20 protein-coding genes and 1 pseudogene are annotated in these 25,143 nt (G+C 62.8%); 12 read left to right on the forward strand and 9 right to left on the reverse strand.

The window, feature by feature from the left end; genetic code table 11:
- The first annotated feature begins 2 nt into the window (after positions 1 to 2).
- From ASF84_RS22285 to ASF84_RS22300, 4 genes and pseudogenes are all read left to right on the forward strand, one after another.
- A complete protein-coding gene (locus tag ASF84_RS22285; protein WP_056841045.1) occupies positions 3 to 887 on the forward strand; it encodes an endonuclease/exonuclease/phosphatase family protein in 885 nt (294 codons plus the stop codon).
- Positions 884 to 3,151 (forward strand): GGDEF domain-containing protein, encoded by a 2,268-nt coding sequence (locus tag ASF84_RS22290; RefSeq protein WP_056841046.1) that lies wholly within the window; start codon positions 884 to 886, stop codon positions 3,149 to 3,151. The genes ASF84_RS22285 and ASF84_RS22290 overlap by 4 nt, the downstream gene beginning before the upstream one ends.
- A 92-nt stretch (positions 3,152 to 3,243) precedes the next feature.
- Positions 3,244 to 4,023: an N-acetylmuramoyl-L-alanine amidase gene (locus tag ASF84_RS22295; protein WP_056841047.1), complete on the forward strand. Its 780-nt coding sequence runs from the start codon at positions 3,244 to 3,246 to the stop codon at positions 4,021 to 4,023.
- A gap of 141 nt (positions 4,024 to 4,164) precedes the next feature.
- Positions 4,165 to 5,022, forward strand: a pseudogene (locus ASF84_RS22300) (EAL domain-containing protein); the annotation flags it as partial.
- Positions 5,023 to 5,363: 341 nt separating this feature from the next.
- Here ASF84_RS22300 and ASF84_RS22305 read toward each other — a convergent pair.
- Both ASF84_RS22305 and algB read right to left on the reverse strand, forming a co-directional pair.
- Positions 5,364 to 7,151 carry a KinB sensor domain-containing domain gene (locus tag ASF84_RS22305; protein WP_056841048.1) on the reverse strand — a complete coding sequence of 596 codons (1,788 nt, stop codon included), beginning with the start codon at positions 7,149 to 7,151 and terminating at the stop codon, positions 5,364 to 5,366.
- Positions 7,152 to 7,169: 18 nt separating this feature from the next.
- Positions 7,170 to 8,516 carry a sigma-54-dependent response regulator transcription factor AlgB gene (algB, locus tag ASF84_RS22310; RefSeq protein WP_056841049.1) on the reverse strand — a complete coding sequence of 449 codons (1,347 nt, stop codon included), beginning with the start codon at positions 8,514 to 8,516 and terminating at the stop codon, positions 7,170 to 7,172.
- Between the two features lie 216 nt (positions 8,517 to 8,732).
- On the opposite strand from algB, the gene ASF84_RS22315 reads away from it, so the two are divergent.
- The 6 genes from ASF84_RS22315 to ASF84_RS22335 all read left to right on the forward strand — a co-directional run bounded on the left by ASF84_RS22315 (position 8,733) and on the right by ASF84_RS22335 (position 14,197).
- Positions 8,733 to 9,578 carry a BON domain-containing protein gene (locus tag ASF84_RS22315; protein ID WP_056841050.1) on the forward strand — a complete coding sequence of 282 codons (846 nt, stop codon included), beginning with the start codon at positions 8,733 to 8,735 and terminating at the stop codon, positions 9,576 to 9,578.
- Between the two features lie 214 nt (positions 9,579 to 9,792).
- A complete protein-coding gene (locus ASF84_RS22320) occupies positions 9,793 to 10,083 on the forward strand; it encodes a hypothetical protein (protein ID WP_056841051.1) in 291 nt (96 codons plus the stop codon).
- 37 nt (positions 10,084 to 10,120) lie between these two features.
- The gene (locus ASF84_RS28705) at positions 10,121 to 10,285 is read left to right on the forward strand and encodes a DUF1328 domain-containing protein (protein WP_002555679.1); all 165 of its coding nucleotides are present in this window, start codon (positions 10,121 to 10,123) and stop codon (positions 10,283 to 10,285) included.
- A 40-nt stretch (positions 10,286 to 10,325) separates the two neighbouring features.
- The gene (locus ASF84_RS22325) at positions 10,326 to 10,754 is read left to right on the forward strand and encodes an inhibitor of vertebrate lysozyme family protein (protein WP_082481814.1); all 429 of its coding nucleotides are present in this window, start codon (positions 10,326 to 10,328) and stop codon (positions 10,752 to 10,754) included.
- A gap of 672 nt (positions 10,755 to 11,426) precedes the next feature.
- A complete protein-coding gene (gene gltP / locus ASF84_RS22330; RefSeq protein ID WP_056841053.1) occupies positions 11,427 to 12,755 on the forward strand; it encodes a glutamate/aspartate:proton symporter GltP in 1,329 nt (442 codons plus the stop codon).
- A 200-nt stretch (positions 12,756 to 12,955) separates the two neighbouring features.
- Positions 12,956 to 14,197, forward strand: a complete 1,242-nt coding sequence (locus ASF84_RS22335) for a nucleoside recognition domain-containing protein (protein WP_056841054.1) — start codon at positions 12,956 to 12,958, stop codon at positions 14,195 to 14,197.
- A gap of 3 nt (positions 14,198 to 14,200) precedes the next feature.
- Here ASF84_RS22335 and ASF84_RS22340 read toward each other — a convergent pair whose 3' ends face one another.
- The 5 genes from ASF84_RS22340 to ASF84_RS22360 all read right to left on the reverse strand — a co-directional run bounded on the left by ASF84_RS22340 (position 14,201) and on the right by ASF84_RS22360 (position 21,059).
- Entirely contained in the window at positions 14,201 to 15,391 is a 1,191-nt protein-coding gene (locus ASF84_RS22340; protein WP_056841055.1) for a DUF5924 family protein, read from the reverse strand.
- 141 nt (positions 15,392 to 15,532) lie between these two features.
- Positions 15,533 to 16,927 carry a M16 family metallopeptidase gene (locus ASF84_RS22345; RefSeq protein WP_056841056.1) on the reverse strand — a complete coding sequence of 465 codons (1,395 nt, stop codon included), beginning with the start codon at positions 16,925 to 16,927 and terminating at the stop codon, positions 15,533 to 15,535.
- Between the two features lie 59 nt (positions 16,928 to 16,986).
- The gene (locus tag ASF84_RS22350) at positions 16,987 to 18,648 is read right to left on the reverse strand and encodes a Na/Pi cotransporter family protein (protein ID WP_056841057.1); all 1,662 of its coding nucleotides are present in this window, start codon (positions 18,646 to 18,648) and stop codon (positions 16,987 to 16,989) included.
- A gap of 273 nt (positions 18,649 to 18,921) precedes the next feature.
- A complete protein-coding gene (locus tag ASF84_RS22355) occupies positions 18,922 to 19,677 on the reverse strand; it encodes a TerC family protein (RefSeq protein ID WP_056841058.1) in 756 nt (251 codons plus the stop codon).
- Between the two features lie 74 nt (positions 19,678 to 19,751).
- A complete protein-coding gene (locus ASF84_RS22360) occupies positions 19,752 to 21,059 on the reverse strand; it encodes a CitMHS family transporter (protein WP_056841059.1) in 1,308 nt (435 codons plus the stop codon).
- Positions 21,060 to 21,566: 507 nt separating this feature from the next.
- Here ASF84_RS22360 and ASF84_RS22365 point away from each other — a divergent pair.
- Both ASF84_RS22365 and ASF84_RS22370 read left to right on the forward strand, forming a co-directional pair.
- Entirely contained in the window at positions 21,567 to 22,619 is a 1,053-nt protein-coding gene (locus tag ASF84_RS22365) for an aromatic ring-hydroxylating oxygenase subunit alpha (protein ID WP_056841060.1), read from the forward strand.
- 20 nt (positions 22,620 to 22,639) lie between these two features.
- On the forward strand, positions 22,640 to 23,596 hold the full coding sequence (locus ASF84_RS22370; protein ID WP_056841061.1) for a PDR/VanB family oxidoreductase: 957 nt from the start codon (positions 22,640 to 22,642) through the stop codon (positions 23,594 to 23,596).
- Between the two features lie 186 nt (positions 23,597 to 23,782).
- Here ASF84_RS22370 and ASF84_RS22375 read toward each other — a convergent pair whose 3' ends face one another.
- Both ASF84_RS22375 and ASF84_RS22380 read right to left on the reverse strand, forming a co-directional pair.
- Positions 23,783 to 24,415, reverse strand: coding sequence for a LysE family transporter (locus ASF84_RS22375; RefSeq protein ID WP_056841062.1), 633 nt, complete (start codon positions 24,413 to 24,415; stop codon positions 23,783 to 23,785).
- Between the two features lie 131 nt (positions 24,416 to 24,546).
- Positions 24,547 to 25,140 carry a mechanosensitive ion channel domain-containing protein gene (locus tag ASF84_RS22380; protein ID WP_056841063.1) on the reverse strand — a complete coding sequence of 198 codons (594 nt, stop codon included), beginning with the start codon at positions 25,138 to 25,140 and terminating at the stop codon, positions 24,547 to 24,549.
- Between the last annotated feature and the right edge of the window lie 3 nt (positions 25,141 to 25,143).

The raw sequence follows: 25,143 nt of genomic DNA on the forward strand, positions 1-25,143 counted from the left end.
CCATGCGCCGCTGGGGCAGAGGTACCGAACGTGTCGCCGGCCCGCGTGATGCGCGGGTCAACGAAGACCACCTGACCGACAGCGGCCTGCCGGATGACGGCCGCCTGCGGCTGCTCAGCTTCAATATCCAGGTGGGTATCACGACCCAGCGCTACCACCATTACCTGACCCGCAGCTGGCAGCATGTGCTGCCGCACGGGGGGCGCTCCGGCAACCTGCAGAAGATCGGCCAACTGATCGGCGACTTCGACCTGGTGGCCCTGCAGGAAGCCGACGGCGGCAGTCTGCGTTCGGGTTATATCAACCAGGTCGAGCACCTGGCGCAACTGGGCGGTTTCCCGTACTGGTATCAACAGCTCAATCGCAACCTGGGGCGCCTGGCGCAGCACAGCAACGGCGTGCTCAGCCGCCTGCGGCCCTGGGCGATCGAAGATCATCCGTTGCCCGGTCCGGCCGGGCGCGGCGCCATTCTCATGCGCTTTGGCGAGGGTGAGGATGCGCTGGTGGTGGTGATGATGCACCTGGCGCTGGGCGCGCGTACCCGGACCTTGCAACTGGCCTACATTCGCGACCTGATCGGCGATTATCGCCACCAGGTCCTGATGGGCGACATGAATACCCATGCCGTCGACCTGCTGGAACATTCGCCCTTGCGCGACCTGGGCCTGCTGGCTCCGCAGATCGAGGCCACGTTCCCGAGCTGGCGGCCGCAACGCTGCCTTGATCATATTCTGCTCAGCCCGACTCTGACTCTGGAACGGGTTCAGGTGCTGGCCCAGCCCATTTCCGACCATTTGCCCGTGGCGGTCGAGATTCGCCTGCCTGCCTCGCTGCGAGGTGACCACCTGCCTGTGCCCAGCACGCTTGATGGCGGATCGCCCGCATGAGTGACGACGCCGAGCGTTGGAAAGAGAAATACCTCAAGGGCATCGAACAACAGGACCGCCTGGAAAAGCGTTGGCAGGCGCGGCTCGACTTGCTGCGTCGGGGGCTGGTGCGCAGCAGCCTGGCGGCTGAAGGCACCGACCGGGCGGTCGACGCCTGCATGAAGGAAATCCGCGAGATCGTCCGCAAGGACGATATGGACGCCGGGCTTGCCGGCCTGATTCCACGCCTGGAAAAAGCCGTGCTCGACTCCGAACAGCGCCGCGAGGTACGGATCGGGCAAATCAGCAGTGCGCTGACTGAGCTGGTGGCACAGTTGCAGGCCCTGCCCCTGCCCCGTGAGGTGCGCAAGCCGCTCAAGCGCTTTGCCAAGGGCCTTGAGGAACGCGCCGGTCAGGCCCGTGAGCTGCCCCTGTTACTCGGCGAACTCAAGGAGCTGCAAAGCAAGGCCCTGGGAGCGCTCGAGCACAAGGATGAACCGCATCGTCCGGGTCTGTTGCAGCGTCTGTTCGGCAGTCACGATCAGCCTGCCACTGCCACTGCCACTGCCACTGCCACTGCCACTGCCGAGCCTGCGTTTGCCAGCGTCCTGGCCGCTGCCCAGACAGCGCCGCCGGCACCGGCCAATGACATGGCGGCCCCGCAGGATGACCCGCTGGATGATGAGCCGGCTCCGACGGTGGCGAGTCCGGTAGCAGAGCCGGCGCCTCTGGCCCCTTTACCGGCGGCAGCCGCCCCGGCCTTGCAGGCTGCGGCGATGGTCGATACGCCTGTGCCGTCGGCGTTGCCCGCTGAGCCGCAGCCAGCAGCCGCTGTGGCCGAAAGTACGCTTGTCGAGCCTGCCGGCAGCCCGTTGCCCACCGTTTCCGATGCCGAGCCTGTCGACCCGCCCGCCGTGGCGGCCGAGCCTGAAGCCCAGCATGACGAGCCCACGCCAGCATCCGTCCCGGCCTTGGCCCACGAGTTCGATACGTCTGTAACTGAAGCCGAGACCATCGAGCCCGAGCCTGTCGCCGGCCCGGTGCCTGACGTACCTGTGCCTGCCGTGAGTGCCGAAACCGGACTTGCAGTCGCGCCCGGCACGCCCGAACCTGAAGCCGAAGCCGAAGCCGAAGCCGAAGCCGAAGCCGAAGCCGAAGCCGAAGCCGAAGCCGAAGCCGAAGCCGAAGCCGAAGCCGAAGCCGATCCCGATTACGCCCTGCCCGCCTCCACCGAACCCAGCTACAGCTCGGTGGCCGCGCATATCGAGCAGACCCTGCTGGGGCTGCTGGGCGACCTGAACCTGCCCGAACATCATCGCCCACAAGCCGAAGCCCTGCGCCAGCGGCTTGAACATGGGCTTAACTGGTACGAATTGCTGCCGATCCTCGATGACCTGGCAGTTTTCATGCTGGCGATCACCGACAGTGGCCAGCACGAGTTCGAGGCTTATCTCAAGCAGCTCAACCAGCGCCTGGATTATTTCCAGAGCAGCCTGCAGGTGGTCAGCGACGGGCATGCTGCCAGCCATTCCTCGGCTCGCCACTTTGACAGTCAACTGCGTGAACATGTCGATGATCTGCAAACCAGCGTGCAGGACGCCTCGGACCTGTCCAGCCTCAAGCGTGTCCTGGAAAATCGCCTCGAAGGCCTGATCGGCGCGATGGACGCCCATCAGCGCCAGCGTGACGAGCGTGAGCGTGAAGTGGCCGAACGTCTGCAAGGCCTGGCCACTCGAGTGGCGAGCATGGAGCAGGAAGCGCTGGGGTTTCGGGCCAACCTCGAAGAACAGCGGCGCAAGGCGCTGATCGACCCGCTGACCGGGCTGCCCAACCGTGCCGCCTGGGGCGAGCGCCTGGAGCGCGAAGTCATGCTCTGGCAGCAGAACAAAAACAGCCTGCTGCTGTGCATGATGGACCTGGACCATTTCAAGCGCATCAACGACAGCTACGGGCACCTGGCCGGCGACAAAGTGCTGAAGATCGTCGCCAAGGCCCTGCACAAGCACCTGCACGGTCGCGGCTTCCTGGCCCGCTTCGGCGGTGAGGAGTTCGTGCTGTTGATGCCGGCCACGCCCGTCGACACAGGCCTGCAGTTGCTTGATGAATTGCGCGCCACCGTGGAGCGTTGCCCTTTCCACTTCAAGGGCGAGCCGGTCACCATCACGGTGTCGATCGGCATGACCGTGCTGCGCAGTGGTGAACGCAGTGACGTGGCGCTCAAGCGTGCCGACCAGGCCCTGTACCGGGCCAAGGAAAGCGGTCGCAATCGGGTGGAACAGGGCTGACGGAAACATGTCGTAGGCATCGACGTCACGCGTCAGGTGGCGGCTCCGTTATCATGGCGCGTCTTGTGCCACTTACCAGTAGTAGTCCCTCTATGAAGTTGTTTTTCGCTGCCTTGTCGTTGCTCGTCCTGTCCGCCTGTTCCAGTGGTCCGAAGCTGGATACCCGCCACCCTTCGGTCAACTTCGACAACCGTATCCAGTACGTGGTCCTGCACTACACCTCCGCGTCCCAGGAGCAATCCCTGAAATTGCTCACCCACGGTCAGGTCAGCAGCCATTACCTGATCGGCGATGACAAGGCGGCCACCATTTTCAAGCTGGTCGACGAAAGTGCCCGCGCCTGGCACGCCGGCGACAGTTCATGGGAGGGCCGGACCTGGCTCAACTCCAGCTCCATCGGCATCGAAATCGTCAATCCGGGCTTCACCGACAGTCCGACCGGCCGGCTCTGGTATCCCTACAGTGAAGCGCAGGTGCAGGCGCTGATCGTCCTGCTCAAGGACATCGTCAAGCGCAATGGCATGCCGGTCAAAAACATCATTGGCCACAGCGACATTGCCCCGATGCGCAAGCTCGACCCTGGTCCGTTGTTTCCATGGAAGCGCCTGGCCGAGGCAGGCCTGGGCATCTGGCCCGACGAACGGCAAGTCGCGCAGCGCCAGGCTGCGCTGGCCTACGCGCTGCCCGACATGCTCTGGTTTCAGCAGCAACTGACACGCCTGGGTTACACCACGCCGCAGACCGGCGTGCTGGACGTCGAAACACGCAACGTTCTGGCGGCGTTCCAGATGCGCTTCAGGCCGGCGCGTTACGACGGTGAGCCAGATGCCCAAAGCGCCGCCATCCTGCAGGTGCTCAACAAGACGCACTGAGCGGCGCCATGACAGCGTGCCATTGGCCGGCGCGTTGCTATACCTGAGGGTGACTCCCTCACGTGCAGCACCACCATGCGTCTTGCCTCCCTGATCCACCACCCCTGGCGACTGGCTTTGCTGGTCGCCGCATTCAGCGCGCTGCTGTCGGCCAGCCTGCTGATTGCCCTGTGCAATGGCACGCTGGCCTGGCTATGGGTGCGCCGACGCACGGCGCCGCGTCGTGCGCTGGACGCTGCGTTACGCCACGGTGAAATCAAGGTGCTGTACCAGCCGATCTTCACGCTCGACACCCGCCAGTGTGTCGGTGCCGAGGCACTGGTTCGCTGGAAACGCGCCGATGGCACCGTCACCCACCCGGACCTGTTCATTCCACTGGCCGAGCACACCGGGCAGATCCGTCAGATCACCGATTTTGTCCTGCGCCGCCTGCTCGAGCAGCTTGGCTCGTTGCTGCGCAATCATCCGCATTTGTATGTCTCGGTGAACCTGGCCGCGTGCGATGTCATGAGCCCACGCATCGGCCGGGTGGTTGGCCGCTTGCTGGCCCGGCATCAGGTGGCGGCGCGACAGATTGCCTTCGAGGTGACCGAACGCAGCCTGGTCGATGCCATGAAGGCCTGCAATCACCTGCAAAATCTGCGTGAGCGTGGCCATAAAGTACTGATCGACGACTTCGGCACCGGGTACTGCAGCCTGGCGTATCTGCAGAGCCTGCCGGTGGACTGTCTGAAAATCGACAAGGCATTCATTGATGCGCTGGGCCATGACGCGGCCAGCAGTGGTGTGGCTCCACATATCATTCGCATGGCCCATGCCCTGCAATTGCGGGTCATCGCCGAGGGCGTGGAGTTCGAGTCGCAGGCTGTGTTGCTGAGCGGCGAAGGCGTGATGCATGGCCAGGGCTGGCTGTTTTCACGTCCCGTGACCGCGGCTGCGCTGGTCGAGCTGGTCAACGGCGGGGGTTATATGGACACCCCCGAAAAAGGCGTGGCGTAGGGCAATAGCTTTTAATACCACCCCTATTGCTTGCCTGGCTCATTGATTGCCCCCCTATTGCGCACTGCATGACACAGCGCCAAGGCGGAGCGCTGTCGCGCAGCAACCATGGGGCCCGGTAGGAGCGCGCTTGCCCGCGACCGGCTGCGTTAGCAGTCGTAAAATTGTGGCGTTTCATAGATCCCTGATGGGTTCGCAGTCGTAAATTTTCAGCGTCTACACAATTTCTGCGAGCGCTTCGCACTCGGTCGCGGGCAAGCGCGCTCCTACAACCGGTGAATTTAATATCCAGTAAAGTTTTTTAGAGCAACCATCGCCAGGCCGTTCCTGCGCAGGATCCGTCAGTAGGGCAACGCCATATAAAACTGGGTTCCCTGCCCAGGCCTTGAGTAGACACCCATCCGTCCACCGTGCAACTGGACGATTTCCTTGCACAGGGCCAGTCCCAGCCCCGCACCACCCTTCTTGCGGCCGACCTGCACGAAGGGCTCGAAAATCCGCGCCTGGTTGCCATAAGCAATGCCTTCGCCGTTGTCTTCGATGCTCAGGATCGCCCGTTCGCCGTGGCGCCGTGCCTGCAAGCGGATAAGGCCGTTTTCCGGGGTGTGGCGCAGGGCGTTGTCCAGCAGGTTGTCCAGCACCCGTTCCAGTTGCGACTGGTCGGCGTGCAGGCGTGGCATGTTCTCCTGGATATCCAGTTGCAACACGATGTCCTGTTCTTCAGCCCGATCGGCAAAGCGCAGGCGCACCTCTTCCATCATCTGCTCGATCGAGCACGGTGCCAGCTTGAGCTTCTGCAGGCCGCTCTGGTAACGGGAGAAATTCAGCAGGTCGTTGATCAGTTGCATCAGGCGCTGCATTTCTTCCTTGACCGTATTGAACAGGTCAGCCTCGCGGCTTTCTTCGGCAAAGTGCACGCGCTCCTGCAGCAGGCCGAAGGCCATGTGCATGCCGGTGACCGGCGTACGCAGCTCGTGCGAGGCGCGCAGGACGAACTCGCTGCGCACCCGCTCGAAGGCCCGTTGTTCGGTGACGTCGTGCAGCACCATCACGGCGCCGAGGATGTCGCCGTTGGCGTGGCTGACCGGGGTCAGGCTGTAGGTCAGCAGCCGTGATTCGCCATCGATGTCGATGGCCAGGTCGTCCGGGGCACGCTCAAGCGTGCCGCCGCGCAGGCTCAACAGGATTTCCTGGTCCAGTTCCGGACGCGCCAGGGCTTCGCCAGGGCGTTGGCCCAGGCGGCTCTCATTCCAGCCCAGTTGGCGCTGGGCCACCGGGTTGAGGTGTTCCAGTTGCCCTTGGCGGTCGATCATCAGCAGGCCATCGTCAATGCTGTCGAGCACCGCTTGCAGGCGTTGCTGGCCGGCCACCAGCTCATCGATATTGGTTGCCTGGTGCTTGCGCAAGGCCTCGGCCATGAGTCCGAAGCGCCGGGTCAACTGGTTCATTTCAGTGGCGGCAGAGATGGGCAGCGTCACCTCGAAATCGCCCTGGCCGATCTTGTCCGCCGCCTTGGCCAGCGCCTCGATAGGGGTGCCGAAACGCCGCGCGATACCGTTGGCGGTGACAAAGCCGATGCACAGCACCGCCAGCCCCACCAGGCCCAGCAGGGCGGCGATCCAGTAGGCGCGCTCACGGGCGTTGCGCTCGGCTATGTTGATGTTGTCCAGTGCTGTCCGGTAGGCATCGAGCAGGTCATTGCGCAGGCTGTTGAAGCTGGCGCTGAGTTCAGGGTTGCGGCGGATGCCCAGCTCGTTCGGGTTATTGCGCCAGTAAGCGTCGAGAAATTTCTGGTAATTGGCCAGCGCTTCCTCAAACCCGCTGCGGGTGCGGTTGAGACGGTCGTGTTCCACGCCCTGGGTCAGCAAGGCTTGAAACTGACCCTGAGCCTTTTCCAGACGCTCCGGTGGCGTGTCGGCATCGAGCATCATCACCAGCTGATCGCCCAGGTTCTGGCGCAGCTTCAGGCCCAGGTCCAAGGTCACGAAATTGCCCTGGATCATCGATTCCTGGGTGCGGGCCATCTGCACCACGCTGACCAGGCCCAACAGCAGTCCAAGCAGCGCCACCGTGATCAACGCGGAAATGCTCAGGAACAGACGTGTACGCAGCTTGATTGCCAATTTCATGCAACACCGATAACAGGCTTACAGGTTGTACTGCTTGCGTTTGCGATACAGGGTCGAGGCATCGATACCCAATGTCTTCGCCGCTTGGTCCAGCGTGTCGCTGGTGGCCAGCACCGCACCGATATGAGCCTTTTCCAGCTCGTCCAGGCTCATCGAGGCGCCGACCCGCGGGGCATTGCTGACCGGTTGCTCGGCCATGCCCAGGTGGGCGACCTCCACACGGTCTTGCGGGCAGATGATGCTGGCGCGCTCGATGACGTTACGCAGTTCGCGAATGTTGCCTGGCCAACGGTAGTTGAGCAGCGCCGAACGTGCTTCCTCGCTGAAGCCGCGTGCCGGGCGCGAGTAGTCCTTGACGAAGCGGGCCAGGAAACGGTCCGCCAAGGTCAGGATGTCTTCGCTGCGCTCGCGCAAAGCCGGCAGGTGCAGGGTGATGACGTTCAGGCGGTACAACAGGTCTTCACGGAAGCGGCCGCTGCGCACCATGTCTTCCAGGTTCAGGTTGGTGGCCGCCAGAATGCGCACATCGGCACGGCGGGTGACCGGGTCACCGACCCGCTCGTATTCCTTGTCCTGAATGAAACGCAGCAACTTCGGTTGCAAGGTCAAGGGAAAATCGCCGATCTCGTCGAGAAACAGCGTGCCGCCATCGGCCTGGTTGACCCGGCCCAGAGTGCTTTCGCTGGCCCCGGTAAACGCCCCGCGGCTGTGCCCGAACAGTTCGCTTTCCATCAGCTCGGCGGTCAGCGACGGGCAGTTGATGGTCACGCAGGACTTCTTGGCACGCTTGCTCCAGCCGTGGATCGCACGGGCCAGTTCACCCTTGCCGGTGCCCGACTCGCCCAGGATCAGGATGTTGGCGTCGGTGACCGCCACCTGGCGGGCGGTTTCCAGAATCGACATCATCATCGGGCTGTGTGAGTCCAGCCCGTCCTTGGGTTTGCGGATCTCGCCTTCGAGTGCTTCCAGGCGGGCCGACAGATGCCGCACCTCCAGTTGCTTGGCCGTGGCCAGGCGCAACTGGTCGGGGCTGCAAGGCTTGACCAGATAATCGGCAGCACCGGCCTGGATGGCGTCGACTGCCGTGTCGATGGCCGAGTGCGCGGTCACGATGACCACGCGCATCCACGGCGCCTGCACACGCATCTGCGCCAGCACATCAAGTCCGTTGTCTTCGCCAAGGCGCAAGTCCAGAAAGCACAGGTCGAAGACCTGGCGCTGCATCAGTGCGTCGGCTTGCGCTGCGCTGTTGGCGGTGGCCACGTTGTAGCCTTCGTCTTCCAGGCAATACCGGAAGGTGCGAAGGATCGCGGATTCATCATCCACCAGCAGAATACGGCCCTGATTCTCAGTGGCTGCTTCCATGTTTCCTACGCTCCTAAGTGAATAGTCTTGGTTAGTCTCGGAATCATCGGGCAAGTTGCATGGTCAATTCTGATTGATTATGCGGCAAGGATGGTAGCTATGTGCTTTTGCATCGGCTACCAGGCGCATTCGACCGCCCGCTTGTCGCAAAAACCGCTCAGGCCGTGCTGCGCAGGTCGTGCGCGCGGTTCTGACCCGCCTGCAAAGGAGAACCGCATGCATCCGCTCAAGAACATCGCCCTGGCCACCGCCACCACGCTGCTGCTGGGTTCGTACACCCTGATGGCCCAGGCCGCATCGGAACAGGCTGCCGGGCCATTGCTCGAAGCCCGCCAGGAAGGTTCGATCTGGACCGCCATTGCCTTGAACAAGCACTTGAGCCCACTGGATATCAAGGTTGATGTCGAACAAGGCACCGCCAGGCTGTCGGGCAAGGTCGAGAACGAGGTCGAGCGTGAGCTGGCTGAGCGTATTGCGCTGGATGTGCAAGGCATCGACAAGGTCGACAACCAATTGCAGATCGATCCCCAGCTCACCAGCGAGCCTGGCAGCCGCTCCGCCCTCGCCCAGCGTTTCGAAGACGCTACGCTGGTGGCCACGGTCAAGTCCAAGCTGCTGTGGAGCAACGTGACTCAGGGCATGGACATTGATGTGGCCAGTGCCGACGGCGTGGTGACCCTCAAGGGGCGTGCCCAGAGCCCCGAAGCCAAGGAGCTGGCCGGTAATCTGGCTACCAATACCGACGGGGTGGTCAGCGTCAATAACCTGATCAGCCTCAGTGCGGCCGACTCGATTGCCGCCAAGACCCAGCCGCAGGCGCTGAGCGCGACTGAACAGATGAGCGATGCCTGGGTGACCAGCAAGGTCAAATCCAGCCTCATCTATAGCCGCAACCTCGACGGCCTGAATATCAAGGTCGACACCCGTGAAGGCGTGGTCACCCTCAATGGCGTGGTGGCCAATTTTGCCGAAAAGGAACTGGCTGTCGAAATCGCCCGCAATATCCGTGGCGTCAAAGGTGTGAATGCCGATGCCTTGAAGGTGATGGCACGCACGACGTGATGGCATTGTGAGTCGACCCTTGGTATTCGTGCAGAACGCACGATGCCAAGGGCCCAATCGTGCAGCTTGCTTGCAGCACGATTTTCAATTTTTCTATAACTAACTGTTTTTATTAGGTTTTTTTCAACAAAAAAACTGGCATGCAGACTGCAATACTTCTATCGACAAAGGTCGGAAGGCTCCGGTCGACAAGAATGTTGGAGGGTATGTATCAATGAACAGCCTGCGCATTGCCCAATTGCATCTCTCGCCCCTGCGGGTTCAGCAAGGTCTCTTCGCCAGTCTGATCGTGCTGCTTGTCCTGCTCGGTGCCCAGCAGCTGCAACGCTGGGAACAGGCGCAGCAAGCGGTGGCGATTCATCAGACGTTCATGTCCCATGCCCTGCCTTCGAGTCAACTGCACACGCCGGTTTCCGCACCCGCCACCGCCAACAAGATGCCGGTCGATCGACTGGTGTCGCAGGACGTACCAGCACAGCCCTATCAGCAGCGCTGGGTTTTCTGACCTGATCGAATTCACCAAGCAGTCAAGGAGTATCACCATGTTGAGTTGGGCTATCACGTTTCTGATCATCGCCATCGTTGCGGCAGTACTGGGCTTCGGTGGTATCGCAGGCACGGCTACCGGTATCGCGAAGATTCTGTTCGTCGTATTCCTGGTGATGTTCGTCGTGTCGTTCTTCTTCGGTCGTCGCGGTCGAGGCTAAGGTGCACACCGCCATTCCTGCATTGGCAGCCGCCCTGTTGATGGGCGGCAGTGCCGCGGCTCTGGCCGCCAATGATGGACAGACACGGGCCAACGAATTGCTGCAAAGCTCCCCCGAGTATCGCCAGGCCTGGACCAAGGTCGTGCAAAAGGAGGAGCGGTTACCCGAATGGGTCATGAACCTGTCGGGAACATCCGAACAAATGACGGCCACCACTGAAGACGGCGACCGGTATCTGGTGGGGCCGCTGTGCGAGACCGCTGATACCTGCCGCAGCAAACGTCTGATCGTGGCAGCCAGCATGGATGACAAGGACGACATATACGCCATGTTGGTCGAAGTCCCTGCCGGGCTGCCGTCTGACAAGTCGCCCACAAGGCATGCGGATTATCGGTTCCTGGGCAAGCCTGACGAGGGCGTGCAAAAGCTGCTTAAAGAGCAGCTTAAAAAGGACCCGAACTGGTACTGACAGGCGGCAAGAATGTTCACAGGTAAAGAACGGTGCCTGTCCAATCGTTTCTTTATCAACGCTGTGTGGCCTGAGGAGGGTACGCACATGACCAGGGGGCCGGGACGTATTGATCGTTGCATGATCGGTGTGACCTAGGGGTACAGGGAGTGCCTCCGATAAGGGCCGGGTCAGGTGAAGCGCCATGCCAGTCGAATACGATTCGTTGTAATCATCGGCTCGTGTGGCGCTTTTTAATGCCTGGGATTTTGATTCAGGACGTTGCGGCGTCCTATGCTCGCGACCGTATATCCAGTAAATCACGTAGGGCTTTTCGCCAAACCCTCTCAATTCGGGCCATGGCGCCCCGCCACCCCTTGCCAGCCTGCAGGCGACGTTTCAGCCACGTCTGCGCCCTATCACGGCATCATTCTCAGCCGCTGCCAATGACTGCTTGTCAGTTTTCCTATGCCGATTCTGCATGACTTAGGCCGATATGGCATTAGACGTGTCTTTCTGCCGCCGGAATAGTTGCGCCTTTTTTCGCCTGCCATTGAGCTCGGACGCTCGCTTGCGGTGACTTCCTGTGGGCTGTCCGGGGCTTTATTTCCATGACGCGTACCTGCTGCGGAACAAGGCAGGGCGACGCCATGGTTCCCGGGCGGTCCAGGCACTTCGCATATAGGTAACGACATGAAGAAGGCAAAACTGAGTCTGGCCTGGCAGATTCTGATCGGACTGGTGCTGGGCATCGCCTTGGGCGCCCTGCTCAACCACTTCAGTGCCGAGAAGGCCTGGTGGATCAGCAATATCCTGCAACCGGCAGGCGATATTTTCATTCGCCTGATCAAGATGATTGTGGTGCCGATCGTGGTCGCCTCGCTGATCGTCGGCATCGCGGGTGTGGGTGATGCCAAGAAGCTGGGCAGCATCGGTCTGAAGACCATCCTCTACTTCGAGATCGTGACCACTATTGCCATCGTCGTCGGCCTGGTGCTGGGCAACCTGTTCCAGCCGGGCGCCGGGATCGACATGAGCACCCTGGGCACGTCTGACATCTCCAAGTACATGGCGACCACCGCCGAAGTGCAGCATGACCATGCCTTTATCGCCACGATCCTCAACCTGATCCCGTCGAACATCTTTGCCGCCGTGGCCCGTGGCGACATGCTGCCGATCATCTTCTTCTCGGTGATGTTCGGCATGGGCCTGGCCAGCCTGCAAGCCGAAGTGCGCGACCCGCTGGTGAAGATGTTCCAGGGCGTGTCGGAGACCATGTTCAAGGTCACCCACATGATCATGGCCTACGCGCCGATCGGTGTGTTCGCACTGATCGCCGTCACCGTGGCCAACTTCGGTTTTGCCTCGCTGCTGCCGCTGGCCAAGCTGGTGATCCTGGTCTACGTGGCCATCGCCTTCTTCGCCCTGGTGGTGCTGGGCCTGATTGCCCGCCTGTTTGGTTTCTCGGTGATCAAGCTGATGCGCATCTTCAAGGATGAGCTGATCCTGGCCTATTCCACCGCCAGCTCCGAAACCGCCCTGCCGCGCATCATCAGCAAGATGGAAGCCTATGGTGCGCCCAAGGCCATCTGTAGCTTCGTGGTGCCGACCGGCTATTCGTTCAACCTTGACGGTTCGACCCTGTACCAGAGCATTGCAGCGATCTTCATTGCCCAGCTGTATGGCATCGACCTGTCGCTGGGCCAGCAACTGATGCTGGTGCTGACCCTGATGGTCACCTCCAAGGGCATCGCCGGCGTGCCGGGCGTGTCCTTCGTGGTACTGCTGGCGACGCTGGGCAGTGTGGGCATCCCGCTTGAAGGCCTGGCCTTCATTGCTGGTGTCGACCGCATCATGGACATGGCGCGCACCGCCCTCAACGTGATCGGCAACGCCCTGGCCGTGCTGGTGATCTCGCGCTGGGAAGGCCTGTACGACGACGCCAAGGGCGAGCGCTACTGGAACTCGCTGCCCCACTGGCGCAGCAAGGATCCGCAGCCGGTGGCCGTGCCGGCCGACTGATCGCTTCTGCGCCTGGCAATCAGCATTCGCGACCGATGGTCGCTCCTACGGTGTCTGTGTCGACTCCCATTCAGAGCCTGGCACATTCGTAGGAGCGACCAACGGTCGCGAAAGGTCCGCAGGACCGACACCGCCGTCCTGGCATTTCCCTCCCTGCGCCCTGACCGTTATCATCCCCGCCTACTTTGCGGGGGTGTGTGATGCTCAATGGCCTGTGGCTTGGTTTTTTCGTCGTGGCGATGGTGGCCGCGATGGCGCAATGGCTGGTCGGCGGTAATGCGGGTGTGTTTGCCGCGATGGTCGAGAGCATCTTCGGCATGGCCAAGCTGTCGGTCGAGGTCATGGTCCTGCTGTTCGGCACCCTGACCCTGTGGCTGGGCTTCTTGCGCATCGCCGAGCAGGCCGGCATCGTCGACTGGCTGGGCAAAGCCCTGAGCCCCTTGTTTCGCCGCTTGATGCCTGAGGTGCCCGCCGGGCACCCGGCGCTGGGGCTGATCACCCTCAACTTCGCTGCCAACGGCCTGGGCCTGGACAATGCCGCCACGCCCATCGGCCTAAAGGCCATGAAGGCCCTGCAGGAACTCAACCCGAGCAAGACCATCGCCAGCAACGCACAGATCCTGTTTCTGGTGCTCAATGCCTCGTCACTGACCCTGCTGCCGGTCACCATCTTTATGTACCGCGCCCAGCAAGGTGCCGCTGACCCGACCCTGGTGTTCCTGCCCATCCTGCTGGCCACCAGCGCCTCGACCCTGGTGGGCCTGCTGTCGGTGGCGATCATGCAGCGCCTGCGTCTGTGGGACCCGGTGGTGCTCGCCTACCTGGTGCCCGGCGCACTGCTGCTGGGTGGCTTCATGGCGTTTCTGGGCACCCTGTCGGCCACGGCCCTGGCCGGTCTGTCGTCGATCCTGGGCAACCTCACCCTGTTCGGCTTGATCATGCTGTTCCTGCTGGTCGGGGCGTTGCGCAAGGTCAAGGTCTACGAGTCGTTCGTCGAAGGTGCCAAGGAGGGCTTCGACGTGGCCAAAAACCTGCTGCCCTATCTGGTGGCCATGCTCTGTGCGGTCGGTGTGCTGCGTGCGTCGGGTGCGCTGGATTTCGGCCTGGAAGGCATCCGGCACCTGGTCGGCTGGCTGGGCTGGGACACCCGCTTTGTCGAGGCGTTGCCTACCGCGATGGTCAAGCCGTTCTCCGGTAGCGCCGCGCGGGCGCTGTTGATCGAGACCATGCAAGTCCAGGGGGTCGACAGCTTTGCCGCGCTGGTGGCCGCCACCATCCAGGGCAGCACCGAAACCACGTTCTATGTGCTGGCGGTGTATTTCGGTGCCGTGGGCATCCAGCGTGCCCGGCACGCGGTGGGCTGCGCCCTGCTGGCCGAGTTTGCCGGTGTGGTGGCCGCCATTTTCGTCTGCTACTGGTTCTTCGGCGCCACCGCCAACTGACCCTCAGGGCGCCTGGGCGGGCGCCGGTTGTGATCCAGGCGCTGGCTCCTGCTGCTGTTTTTCTTCGGGTTCCGCCTCGGCCGGCGCTGCGTCGGCTGCCGGCGCCTCGTCCCCGCCCCCGTCGCCACCCGGCTTGAGCTTGATGATGCGCCCGTCCGGCCGGGTCACCGCCGGCTGGTCGCTGTCGGTGACTTCAAAGCGCAGCACGCCAATCATCTGCCCGTCTTCGGTCAGGACCCTCACCTGCCAGCGCCCGGCCACCTCGGGCGGAAAATTGCGCTTGTGCGTCCAGGCGCGGTAACCCTCCTTGCGCCCGCCATGAATGTCCAGGGCGATGCGATCGACCTCCTCACCGTCACGCCGCCATACATGGTAGATGCGCTCCTCAAGCCCGCGCGGCGCATTGATCGAGGTGTAGGCGTAGAGCCCTTCGCGGCGCAACTGGCTGGCGCTGATCTGGCGAATGGTGTCGCCGGGGGTGCGGGTCTTGTTGTCAAACGTGGTGCTGACCGCCACTTCGGTCAGCCACAAGGTGGCCGGCGGCACCCAGGAGCGCAGCATCCAGCCGGCACCGCCCGCGGCCAGCGTTACCAGCACCAGCGCCACGCCACGGCGCCAGGTGTTGATTGGAAAGCTCGATGCCAGGCTGGGGAACGACAGCAGCATGGCAATGCCCAGCGCCAGCTTGTAGCTCTGGGTAGTGGTCAAATGCAGGATGATCGGTAGTGCCGTCAGCAGCGCGGCAAACAGGGTCAGGGTGTGCAACGCCATGAACAGCCAGCGCCGTGGCGCCAGCCAGCGGTAGTACAAGGGGTCAATGATCGAAATCAGCCCGGCAGCGCCCAGCAGCGCCGTGAATGCGGCCTGGCCGCTGTTCCAGGTGGTGGTCACGAAAAAGAACGGCAAGACGAAGAACAGGCTTTCCTGGTGGATCATCTGCGTGCCGTAGCGCAGCAACCCCTGCGGTACCTCTTTGCCAAAGGTCTTGCGAAACAGGCTGACCACGCTGTTTTCGACCATCAGCCAGACCCAGCTGAGCAGCATCACCACCGCGATCCAGTTGGCCAGCCCGGCCTGGCGGTCGACCAGGATGAAGCTGCCGACCCCGGAGATGAAACCACCCAGCGCGATGATCCCCGGATAACGCTGCATCAGGCCCAGCACACGGTTGAGCATGGAATTCCAGTTGGGCATTTGACTTCACTTCATGAGAGGCGGCATGGAATCGTGGCGCTGCGGTTAACTGTAGGACCGGCTTCAGCCGGGAATGGTGCCGTCGCGGCTGAAGCGGATCGCGGCTGAAGCCGCTCCTGCAGCATGGCACCTGGCTATAGCCTATCGCGACTTGGGCTTTCTGCCATATCGATACCACCACCCGCCGGCCAGCAGCAGGACCACCAGCCACAGAACGCCCACTGCCAGCCAGTACAGGCCGTCGTAGCTGAAGCGTGGTTGCTGAATGCGTACATAGCCAGGCTGCTCCAGCAACTGGCGCAGGGCCTGGTTGGTGCTTTCCAGGCTCACGGCCTTGATGCGTTTGGCCGGATCGCTGAAGCGGCCGTCTTCGTAGTCGTTAAGCGCGCCCCAATAATAGTCGGCCAGCGCACTGTTGCCCTGCACGGCCCAGGCCTGGCGGTCGATGGCGACTTGCTTGAGGCGCGCAAAGCTGTCGGCTTGCAGGCCGTCGCGGCGCAATTGCACCAGCAGCGCGTTAATGGCCTGTTCGGCCTGTTCCAGATCGCTGCGATCGACATCGACGATCAGGCTCATCAGGCCTGTGTCGCCAAACACTTCGCGCTCCACCGACGGGCCGTAGGACAGCCCGCGCTTCAGGCGCAGTTCGCTGTACAGCGCCCACTCCAGGTTGGCCTTGACCAGTTCCCAGGTTTCGTCGTGCTGATCAGCCAGCGGTGGTTCGCGAAAGATCAGATGCAGGCGGGCGTTCTCGCCCAGCATGCCGCGCGGCAGGATGCGGCGTTTTTCGGCCGGGTGTCCGGCACTGGCCAGTGCCCGGCGCTCGACCGGCTCGGTGGCAGCAAGCTTGCCATAGACGCGCTGCACATAACCGGGCAGCAGCTTGTCGAGGTCGCCGACCACAATCAGGGTCATATTGTTGGCCGCGTACCAGGTCGCCAGCGCTTCTTGCAGCGCCTGCAGCGGGATGTCGTCGACTTCGGAGCGGGCGGCGCATTTCAGCCCCATCTCACTGGCCAACTGGTTGCTGGCACTGTGGCTGGGGTCGCGCTGGTCGAGCAGCTTTTGCAGGCGCGAGGTATGGCCGCCGTCTTCGCGGGCGACGATGCGCCTGACCGTGTCCAGGCGTTCCTGGGTCAGCTCGGTGCGGGTCAGCACGTCCATCAGCAGGTCGAGCACCTTGCGCTGGTTGCGCGCCGGGGCCTCGATCACGAAAGTGGTATCGGCGTTGCTGGTAAAGGCATTCCAGTCGCCCCCAAGGGCCTGCATGCGCTCTTCCAGGCCGCCTTCGCCGCTGTCGTCGATGCCGCTGAACATCAAGTGTTCAAGCAGGTGCGGGAGCTCCTTGGCCTCGCATGGAAAGTCATCGAAGCCGACGCCGACCACCAGCCGGATCGCCACATGGCCCTTGTCGTAGCCGGGCTTGAGCAGCACCTGCAAGCCATTGGGCAACAGATAGCCCTGGGCTTGCAGGCGGTCCAGGGCAAGCGCCGGCAGCGCGCCGAGAAGCAGACAGATGAACAGCAGGCAACGCATAAAGCGGCTTTTCCTTGCGGGCCGGTTGAATTCAACAGACTTCGCTGCCGCCGGTCGGTTCAGATCGATTGTTCGGCCACGCTGCTTTCGCCCTCGCTGGACAGCGCGCCGGTATCGACCGTTTCGAGCACCGCGTAGGCGCTGCTGCAGAACAGCGAATTGAGGCGTTTCATGTCGGCCATGATTTCCAGATGCAGCGAACTGGTTTCCAGACTCTGCACCACTTTACGTTGCAATCGGTTGACATGCGCATGCGCCAGGCGCCGTTCCAGTGCGCGAAAGCGACGTTTTTCACGCAGCAACTGGCGAGCACTCTGCGGGTCGCCGCTCAGGAACACCGACAGGCCCAGGCGCAGGTTGGACTGCAACTGGGTGTGCAGGTCCGACAGCTCCTCAAGGCCGACCTCGGAAAACGAGCGGCGCTGGGCGGTCTTCTGCTGCTGGATCTTGCGCAGCATGCGCTCGATCAGGCCGCTGGCCATTTCCAGGTTGATGGTCAGCTCGATGATCTCGGCCCAGCGCCGGTTGTCCTGCTCGCCCAGCTCTTCGCGGGGCATTTGCGCCAGGTACAGCTTGATGGCGCTGTACAGGGCTTCGACGTCTTCGTTGAGGCGGCGCATTTCCAGGCTGACGGTGGTCTGCGTGCCGCGCAGCACGCCTTGCATCGAGGCCAGCATGCTTTCGAGCAGGTCGCCCATGCGCAGGGTCTCACGCACGGCATTGGCCAGCGCCAGGCTGGGGGTGTCCAGCGCTGTCAGGTCAAGGTGCCGGGCGCGTGCGGGGCCGGTGGTCTCGGCCGGTTGTTGCAGCAGGCTGGCGCACAGCCGTGCCATCGGGCTGACAAAGGGCAGCATCAGCAGGCAGCGGGCGGTGTTGTAGAGCACATGAAAACCGATCACCAGCTCCTGCGACGAGAACCCCAGGCTGTCGAGCCAGTTCACCAGCGGGTCGAGCACCGGCATGATCAGCACCAGGCCCAGCAGTTTGAACAGCAGGCTGCCCAGCGCCACCTGGCGCCCCGGCACGTTCTGCATGCTGGTGCTGAGAAAGGCCAGCAGGCCGCTGCCGATATTGGCGCCCACCACCAGGCCGATGGCCACGTGCAGGCTGATGATGTCGGCCCCGGCCAGGGTCGCGGTGAGCAGCACTGCTGCCAGGCTGGAGTAGGAAATCAGGGCGAACAGCGCGCCAACCAGCGCATCAAGCAGGAAATCGCCGGTCAGCGAAGCGAACAGCACCTTGACCCCGCTGGCCTGGGTGATCGGCGCGGCGGCGCTGACGATCAGTTGCAGCGCCAGGATGATCAGGCCCAGGCCGATGGCGACCCGGCCCAGTTGTCCGGCGCGGGTCTGCTTGCGTGACAGGAAGAACACCACGCCCAGGAAGATCAGCAGCGGCGACAGCCACGACAGGTCGAAGGTCAGTACCCGCGACATCAGGGCGGTGCCGACATCGGCCCCGAGCATGATCGCCAGCGCCGGCGGCAGGGTCATCAGGCCCTGGCCCACGAACGAGGTCACCAGCATGGCCGTGGCGTTGCTGCTCTGCACCACGGCGGTGACCAGGATGCCGGCGATGAAGGCCAGCGGCCGGCGTGACATGTTCTGGCCCAGGACACGGCGCAGGGGCGTGCCGTACACGCGCAGGATGCCGGTACGCACAATATGGGTGCCCCAGATCAGCAGGGCCACGGCAGACAATAGATCGAGCAGGGTCAGCATCAGCCAAGGCCCCCTGAGGTGGTCGGTGTTGGAGTCACGAGCGAAGCGAAAGGAATAACGGACGCTCAACTAAGCTTTAGTCGGCTTTGAGCCGTGCCGCCAGCATCGCACAGGCGGCAGGTCATTGAAATAATTCTGTAACATTTGCCGGCCCGTGCGGTGATCCGCGCAGGACCGGTTTCAGCCGGGAGCCCGCCACCCATGATAGAGTGGTGGCCCCTTCACGGCCAAAGCGGATCGCCGCCCGGCCGCCTCTACACGCGCGCCCTCAGGTCAGGCGTTGGCCAGTTCGGCCTCTTTGGCTTCGGCCTTCTTGCGGGCCATCGCGGTGCGCATCTTGATGTTGATCGCTTCGACCGCCAGCGAGAACGCCATGGCGAAGTACACGTAGCCCTTGGGCACATGCACGTCGAACGCCTCGGCGACCAGCACGGTGCCGACCACCATCAGGAACGACAGGGCGAGCATTTTCAGCGACGGGTGCTTGTCGATGAAATCGCTGATCGCGCCCGAGCAGAGCATCATCACCAGCACCGCGACGATGATGGCCGCGACCATGACCGGCACATCAGAGACCATGCCTACGGCCGTGATCACCGAGTCCAGCGAGAACACGATGTCGATGATCGCGATCTGCACGATGGTGTAGAGGAAAAAGCCGCCGGTGCCCTTGGGCTCGTCGCTGCTCTCTTCCTCGCCTTCCATGCCATGAAAGATCTCTTGCGAGCTCTTCCAGAGCAGGAACAGGCCACCGAAGAACAGGATCAGGTCACGGCCGGAAATGCCCTGGCCAAAGACCGTGAACAAGTCGGTGGTCAGGCGCATGACCCAGGTGATCGACAGCAGCAACAGGATGCGCGTGACCATTGCCAGCGCCAGGCCGAACAGCCGGGTGCGTTGCTGCATGGCCTTGGGCATGCGGCTGACCAGGATCGAGATCATGATGATGTTGTCGATGCCCAGGACAATTTCCAGGGCGGTCAGGGTAAAGAAAGCAACCCATATCTGCGGGTTGAGTAGCCATTCCATCAGGTGTTTTCCTCAAGCGATAAAAAATCGCCGCCAGCGTGGGCTGACGGCGATCAGGGGGTGTCACGAAAAGGTCAGACGCTGCTGACGAGCGGGAAGATACCCATCACCAGGGCGGCGACCAGAATGCACATGCACACCAGGATCGCCCACTTGAGGGTAAAGCGCTGGTGGTCACCGAAGTCGATACCGGCCAGGGCCACCAGCAGGTAGGTCGACGGCACCAGCGGGCTGAGCAGGTGCACCGGCTGGCCGACGATCGAGGCGCGGGCCATTTCGACGGCGGTGATGCCGTAGTGCGAGGCGGCTTCGGCCAGGACCGGCATCACGCCGTAGTAGAACGCATCGTTGGACATGAAGAAGGTGAACGGCATGCTCACCAGCGCGGTGATCACCGCCAGGTAAGGACCCAGGGCATCGGGGATCACGCCCAGCAGGCTCTTGGACATGGCGTCGACCATGCCGGTGCCGGTCAGGATGCCGGTGAAGATACCGGCGGCGAAGATCAGGCCGACCACGGACAACACGCTGCCGGCGTGAGCCGAGACGCGGTCTTTCTGGTCCTGCAGGTTCGGGTAGTTGATGATCATCGCGATGCTGAAAGCCACCATGAACAGCACCGGCAGCGGCAGCAGGCCCATGATCAGCGTGACCATCAGGGCGAAGGTCAGGGCACCGTTGAACCAGATCAGTTTTGGACGACGGGCGTCAGGGAACTGCGAGACGCTGATTTCGCTATGGTCGATTTCATCGCCGGCCAGTTGCAGCACGCCCAGGCGGGCCCGCTCACGCTTGCCGTAGAAGTACGAGATGGCCAGCAGGCAGACGACGCCGACCGCCATGGCCGGGATCATTGGTACGAAGATGTCCGAAGCGTCCACGTGCAGGGCGCTGGCGGCGCGGGCCGTCGGGCCGCCCCAGGGGGTCATGTTCATGATCCCGCCGGCCAGGATGATCAGGCCGGCCATGATGCGCGGGCTCATGCCGACACGGCTGTACAGCGGCAGCATGGCCGCTACGCAGATCATGTAGGTAGTGGCGCCGTCACCGTCGAGCGAAACCACCAGCGCCAGTACGGCGGTGCCGACCGAAATGCGCATCGGGTCGCCCTTGACCATTTTCAGGATCTTGCGCACCGCCGGGTCGAACAGACCCGAGTCGATCATCAGCGCGAAGTAGAGGATGGCGAACATCAGCATCACGCCGGTGGGCGCCAGCTTGGTGATACCGGCCAGCATCATCGGGCCGATCTGCGGACCGAAACCGCCGAACAGGGCGAAAATGATCGGCACCAGGATCAGGGCGATCAGCGCGGTCATGCGCTTGCTCATGATCAGGTACATGAAGGCAATGACCATGGTAAAGCCGAGGAAGGTCAGCATGGCGAAACTCCAGACGTAAGGCGGCCAGGGAACCGGAAAAGGAAAAGGTCAGTTCGGGTCAGCGAGGGGCTGTCTGGGGTCGGGGCGTGGCGAGGGTGTACACGGAGGTAGGAGCAAGCATTTCAATCACCGTTATTCTTGTTGAGTGGCTCAGGCGCTCTTGGCAGTCGCCCTGGCTTACCGGTCTATGCCGGTGCTGGAGGCGATCCTAATCCCCCAAGCTTTCAACCACCTTTCACTCATATTGAATCCGCAGTAGGAGCGCGCTTGCCCGCGACCGGCTGCGTCAGCAGTCGTAAATTTTCAGCGTCCATACAATTTTTGCGAGCGCTGCGCACTCGGTCGCGGGCAGAGCGCGCTCCTACACGGGCAGCCCTCCAGATAGATTATGGATCCATTGAATATTATTAAGGGCGATTATCGGCTGTTTTTATTTGACTCAATCCATGGTTTGGCGATTCAATGGATCCATTAAATAAAAACAAACAAAACCGGAGAGCCTGTCTCATGTATCCGAAAAATACCTGGTACGTCGCCTGCACCCCTGATGAAATCGCTGAAAAGCCATTGGGGCGGCAAATCTGTGGTGAAAGGATGGCGTTCTACCGCGGCCCGGAAAACCGCGTCGTCGCCGTCGAGGATTTCTGCCCGCACCGCGGCGCGCCGTTGTCGCTGGGCTATGTCGAGAACGGCCTGCTGGTGTGCGGCTACCACGGCCTGGCCATGGGCGCCGATGGCAAGACCGCCTCGATGCCCGGCCAGCGGGTACGGGGCTTTCCGTGCAACAAGACCTATGCCGCCGAGGAACGCTACGGTTTTATCTGGGTCTGGCCGGGCGATCAGGCCCAGGCCGATGCAGCGCTGATTCCGCACCTGGAATGGGCGGTCAGCGAGCAGTGGGCCTATGGCGGCGGGCTGTTTCATATCGGCTGCGACTACCGGCTGATGATCGACAACCTGATGGACCTGACCCACGAAACCTACGTGCACGCGTCCAGCATCGGCCAGAAAGAGATCGACGAAGCGGCGCCGGTGACCCAGGTCGAAGGCGACGAGGTGATCACCGCCCGGCACATGGAAAACATCATGGCCCCGCCCTTCTGGCGCATGGCGCTGCGCGGCAACAACCTGGCCGACGATGTGCCGGTGGACCGCTGGCAGATCTGCCGCTTCACCCCGCCCAGCCATGTCCTGATCGAAGTGGGCGTCGCCCATGCCGGCCACGGCGGCTACCACGCCGAGGCGCGTTACAAGGCGTCGAGCATCGTGGTCGATTTCATCACCCCCGAGACCGACACCTCGATCTGGTACTTCTGGGGCATGGCGCGCAACTTCAACCCGCAAGACGAGGCGCTGACCGCCACCATTCGCGAAGGCCAGGGCAAGATCTTCAGCGAAGACCTGGAGATGCTTGAACGCCAGCAGCAGAACCTGCTGCGTCACCCTGAACGCAACCTGCTCAAGCTCAATATCGACGCCGGTGGCGTGCAGTCGCGCAAGGTGCTCGAACGCATCATCGCTCGCGAGCAGGCCTCGCCGCTGATTGCCGTTGCCCAATGAACCCGGCCCGAGGAAGTGAAATGATCGACGTCATGGTGATTTCCCGCCGCGAAGAAGCCCCGGGCATTTGCAGCTACGAGCTGGCCCGGCCCGACCGTAGCCCGTTGCCGGCCTTCACGGCCGGGGCGCACATTGATGTGCACATTCCAGGCGATGCCGGGCTGGTGCGTCAGTATTCGCTGTGCAATGCGCCCAGCGAACGGCACCGCTACCAGATCGGCGTGCTCGACGACCCGGCGTCGCGCGGCGGCTCTGCTGCCCTGCACCGCCTGTTGCAGGCGGGCATGAGCTTGCGCATCAGCGAGCCGCGCAACTTGTTTGAACTGGCCCCCGAGGCCCGGCGCAGCCTGCTGTTCGCCGGCGGCATCGGCATTACCCCGATCCTGTGCATGGCCGAGCACCTGGCCGCCAGCGGCGCGGACTTCGAACTGCATTATTGCGTGCGCGCCCGCGACCGTGCCGCGTTCGCAGCCCGGTTGCTGGCCTGCGCCTTTGCCGATCGTGTCCACCTGCATGTGGATGAAGAGCCCGCCACGGCCCTGCAGGCCGCCCAGGTGCTGGCCGCGCCGCAGCCGGATGTGCACCTTTACGTGTGTGGCCCCGGTGGCTTCATGCAGCATGTGCTCGACAGCGCCCGGGCCCAGGGCTGGACCGAAGCCAACCTGCACCGTGAATACTTTGCCGCTGCCCCGGTGGACACCAGCGCCGATGGCTCGTTCTCGATCAGGGTCAACAGCACCGGCCAGGTGTTCGAGGTGCCGGCCGACCAGAACGTCATCCAGGTGCTGGAGCTGCATGGCATCGAGGTGCCGGTGTCGTGCGAGCAAGGCGTATGCGGCACCTGCCTGACCGGCGTGCTCGAAGGTGTGCCGGAGCATCGCGACCTGTACCTGACCGAAGAAGAACAGGCCCTGAACGATCAGTTCACGCCCTGCTGCTCGCGGGCCAGGACACCGCTGCTGGTGCTGGACCTCTGAACAAGTCAGGACCGGCTTCTACAAAGCAGGTTATTCGCACAGGCACCGACCGGTAGGAGCGCGCTCTGCCCGCGACCGGCTGCGTTAGCAGTCGTAAAATTGTGGCGTTTTATAAATTTTGCGAGCGCTTCGCACTCGGTCGCGGTGGTCCGGCATTCCGGCAAGCGCGCTCCCACGGTAGCTATTTCAGGCCGTACCGCGATGCAAGGTGGCGATGAATGCCGCGGCTGCGACAAACAGGCTGGCGAAGGTGCGGTTCAGGCGTTTCTGCTGGCGCGGCGTCTTGAGCAGGCGCAGCACCTTGGCCGCCAGGCCCGTGTAGCCGGCCATGACGATCAGGTCCACGGTCACCATGGTCGCGGCAATGGTCACGTACTGGGCCAGCAACGGCGCGTTCGGGTCGATGAACTGTGGCAGGATGGCCAGCATGAACACCATGGCCTTGGGGTTGCTGATATTGACCAGGAACCCGCGCAGCATCAGGCTCATTGGTTTGCCGACCGGGCGCACGGCCGGGTCTTCGTTCATGTCGGTGGGCAGCGCTCGCCACTGCTTGACGCCCAGGTAGATCAGGTATGCCACGCCGAACCACTTGATCACGGTAAAGGCCAGCTCGGAAGTGGCCAGGATGGCGCCCAGGCCGGCGGCGATGATGCCGATCTGCACCACCAGCGCGATTTGCAGTCCCAGCGCGTTCCAGTAGCCGCGCCAGAAGCCGTATTGCAGGCCGCAGGACATCGACGCGATGGCGCCGGCACCCGGCGACAGGCTGATCACCCAGCAGGCGGCAAAGAATGCCAGCCATGTTTCAAACGCCATCGCACACCTCACTTTATCGGATGGCGAATACGTTAATCCTGATCGGCAAGTGTAGCCAGATGTTTATCGCGGACAGGTTGGGGTCGATAGATCCATTTCGGGTGCAGGAATATTCGCCATCACCCTCCGGCCTATTTGCCCTCGCCGGCCGGCCGCTCGGTGATCACCTGCGCCAGGCCGTCGGTGCCGCGCCAGCGGCGTACCGATTTCTGGAAGAACTGGCTGTTGGGCACCTGCACCAGTGCGCCGCCCTGCTCGGGAAGTTCGATCAGGGTGGTGAACATCAGGTTGATGGCCGTGACCCGGCCCTTGACCCCGGGCTTGTCGAGGGTGTCGACCAGCTCGACGATGTCGCCGATACGAAACGGGCCGATGGTGAAGATCATCACCGCGCACAGCAGGTTGGACAGGACGCTCCACATGGCGAAGAAGGCCACCGCCGCCACGGCGACAAAGCCCGACAGCGCCGTCCACAACACGGTGGCCGAGACGCCCAGGCGCCCGAGCACGACCACGAAGGCGCTGCCCATGATGAACCACCGCAGGCACCCGCGCACCGGCATCAACAGCTCGGGTGGCAACGGGTAGCGCTCGCCCAGGCGCGTAAGAAAGCGCCCCACGACACGCTGGGTCAGGTAGCCCACCAGCAGGATCAGCAGAATCTGCAGGCCCAGCCAGATCGGTTCGACCCAGTGCGCTGCCAGCGGTAAACCAAAAACGTCCATCAC

The organism is Pseudomonas sp. Leaf127 (assembly GCF_001423155.1).
Lineage (GTDB): Bacteria > Pseudomonadota > Gammaproteobacteria > Pseudomonadales > Pseudomonadaceae > Aquipseudomonas > Aquipseudomonas ovata.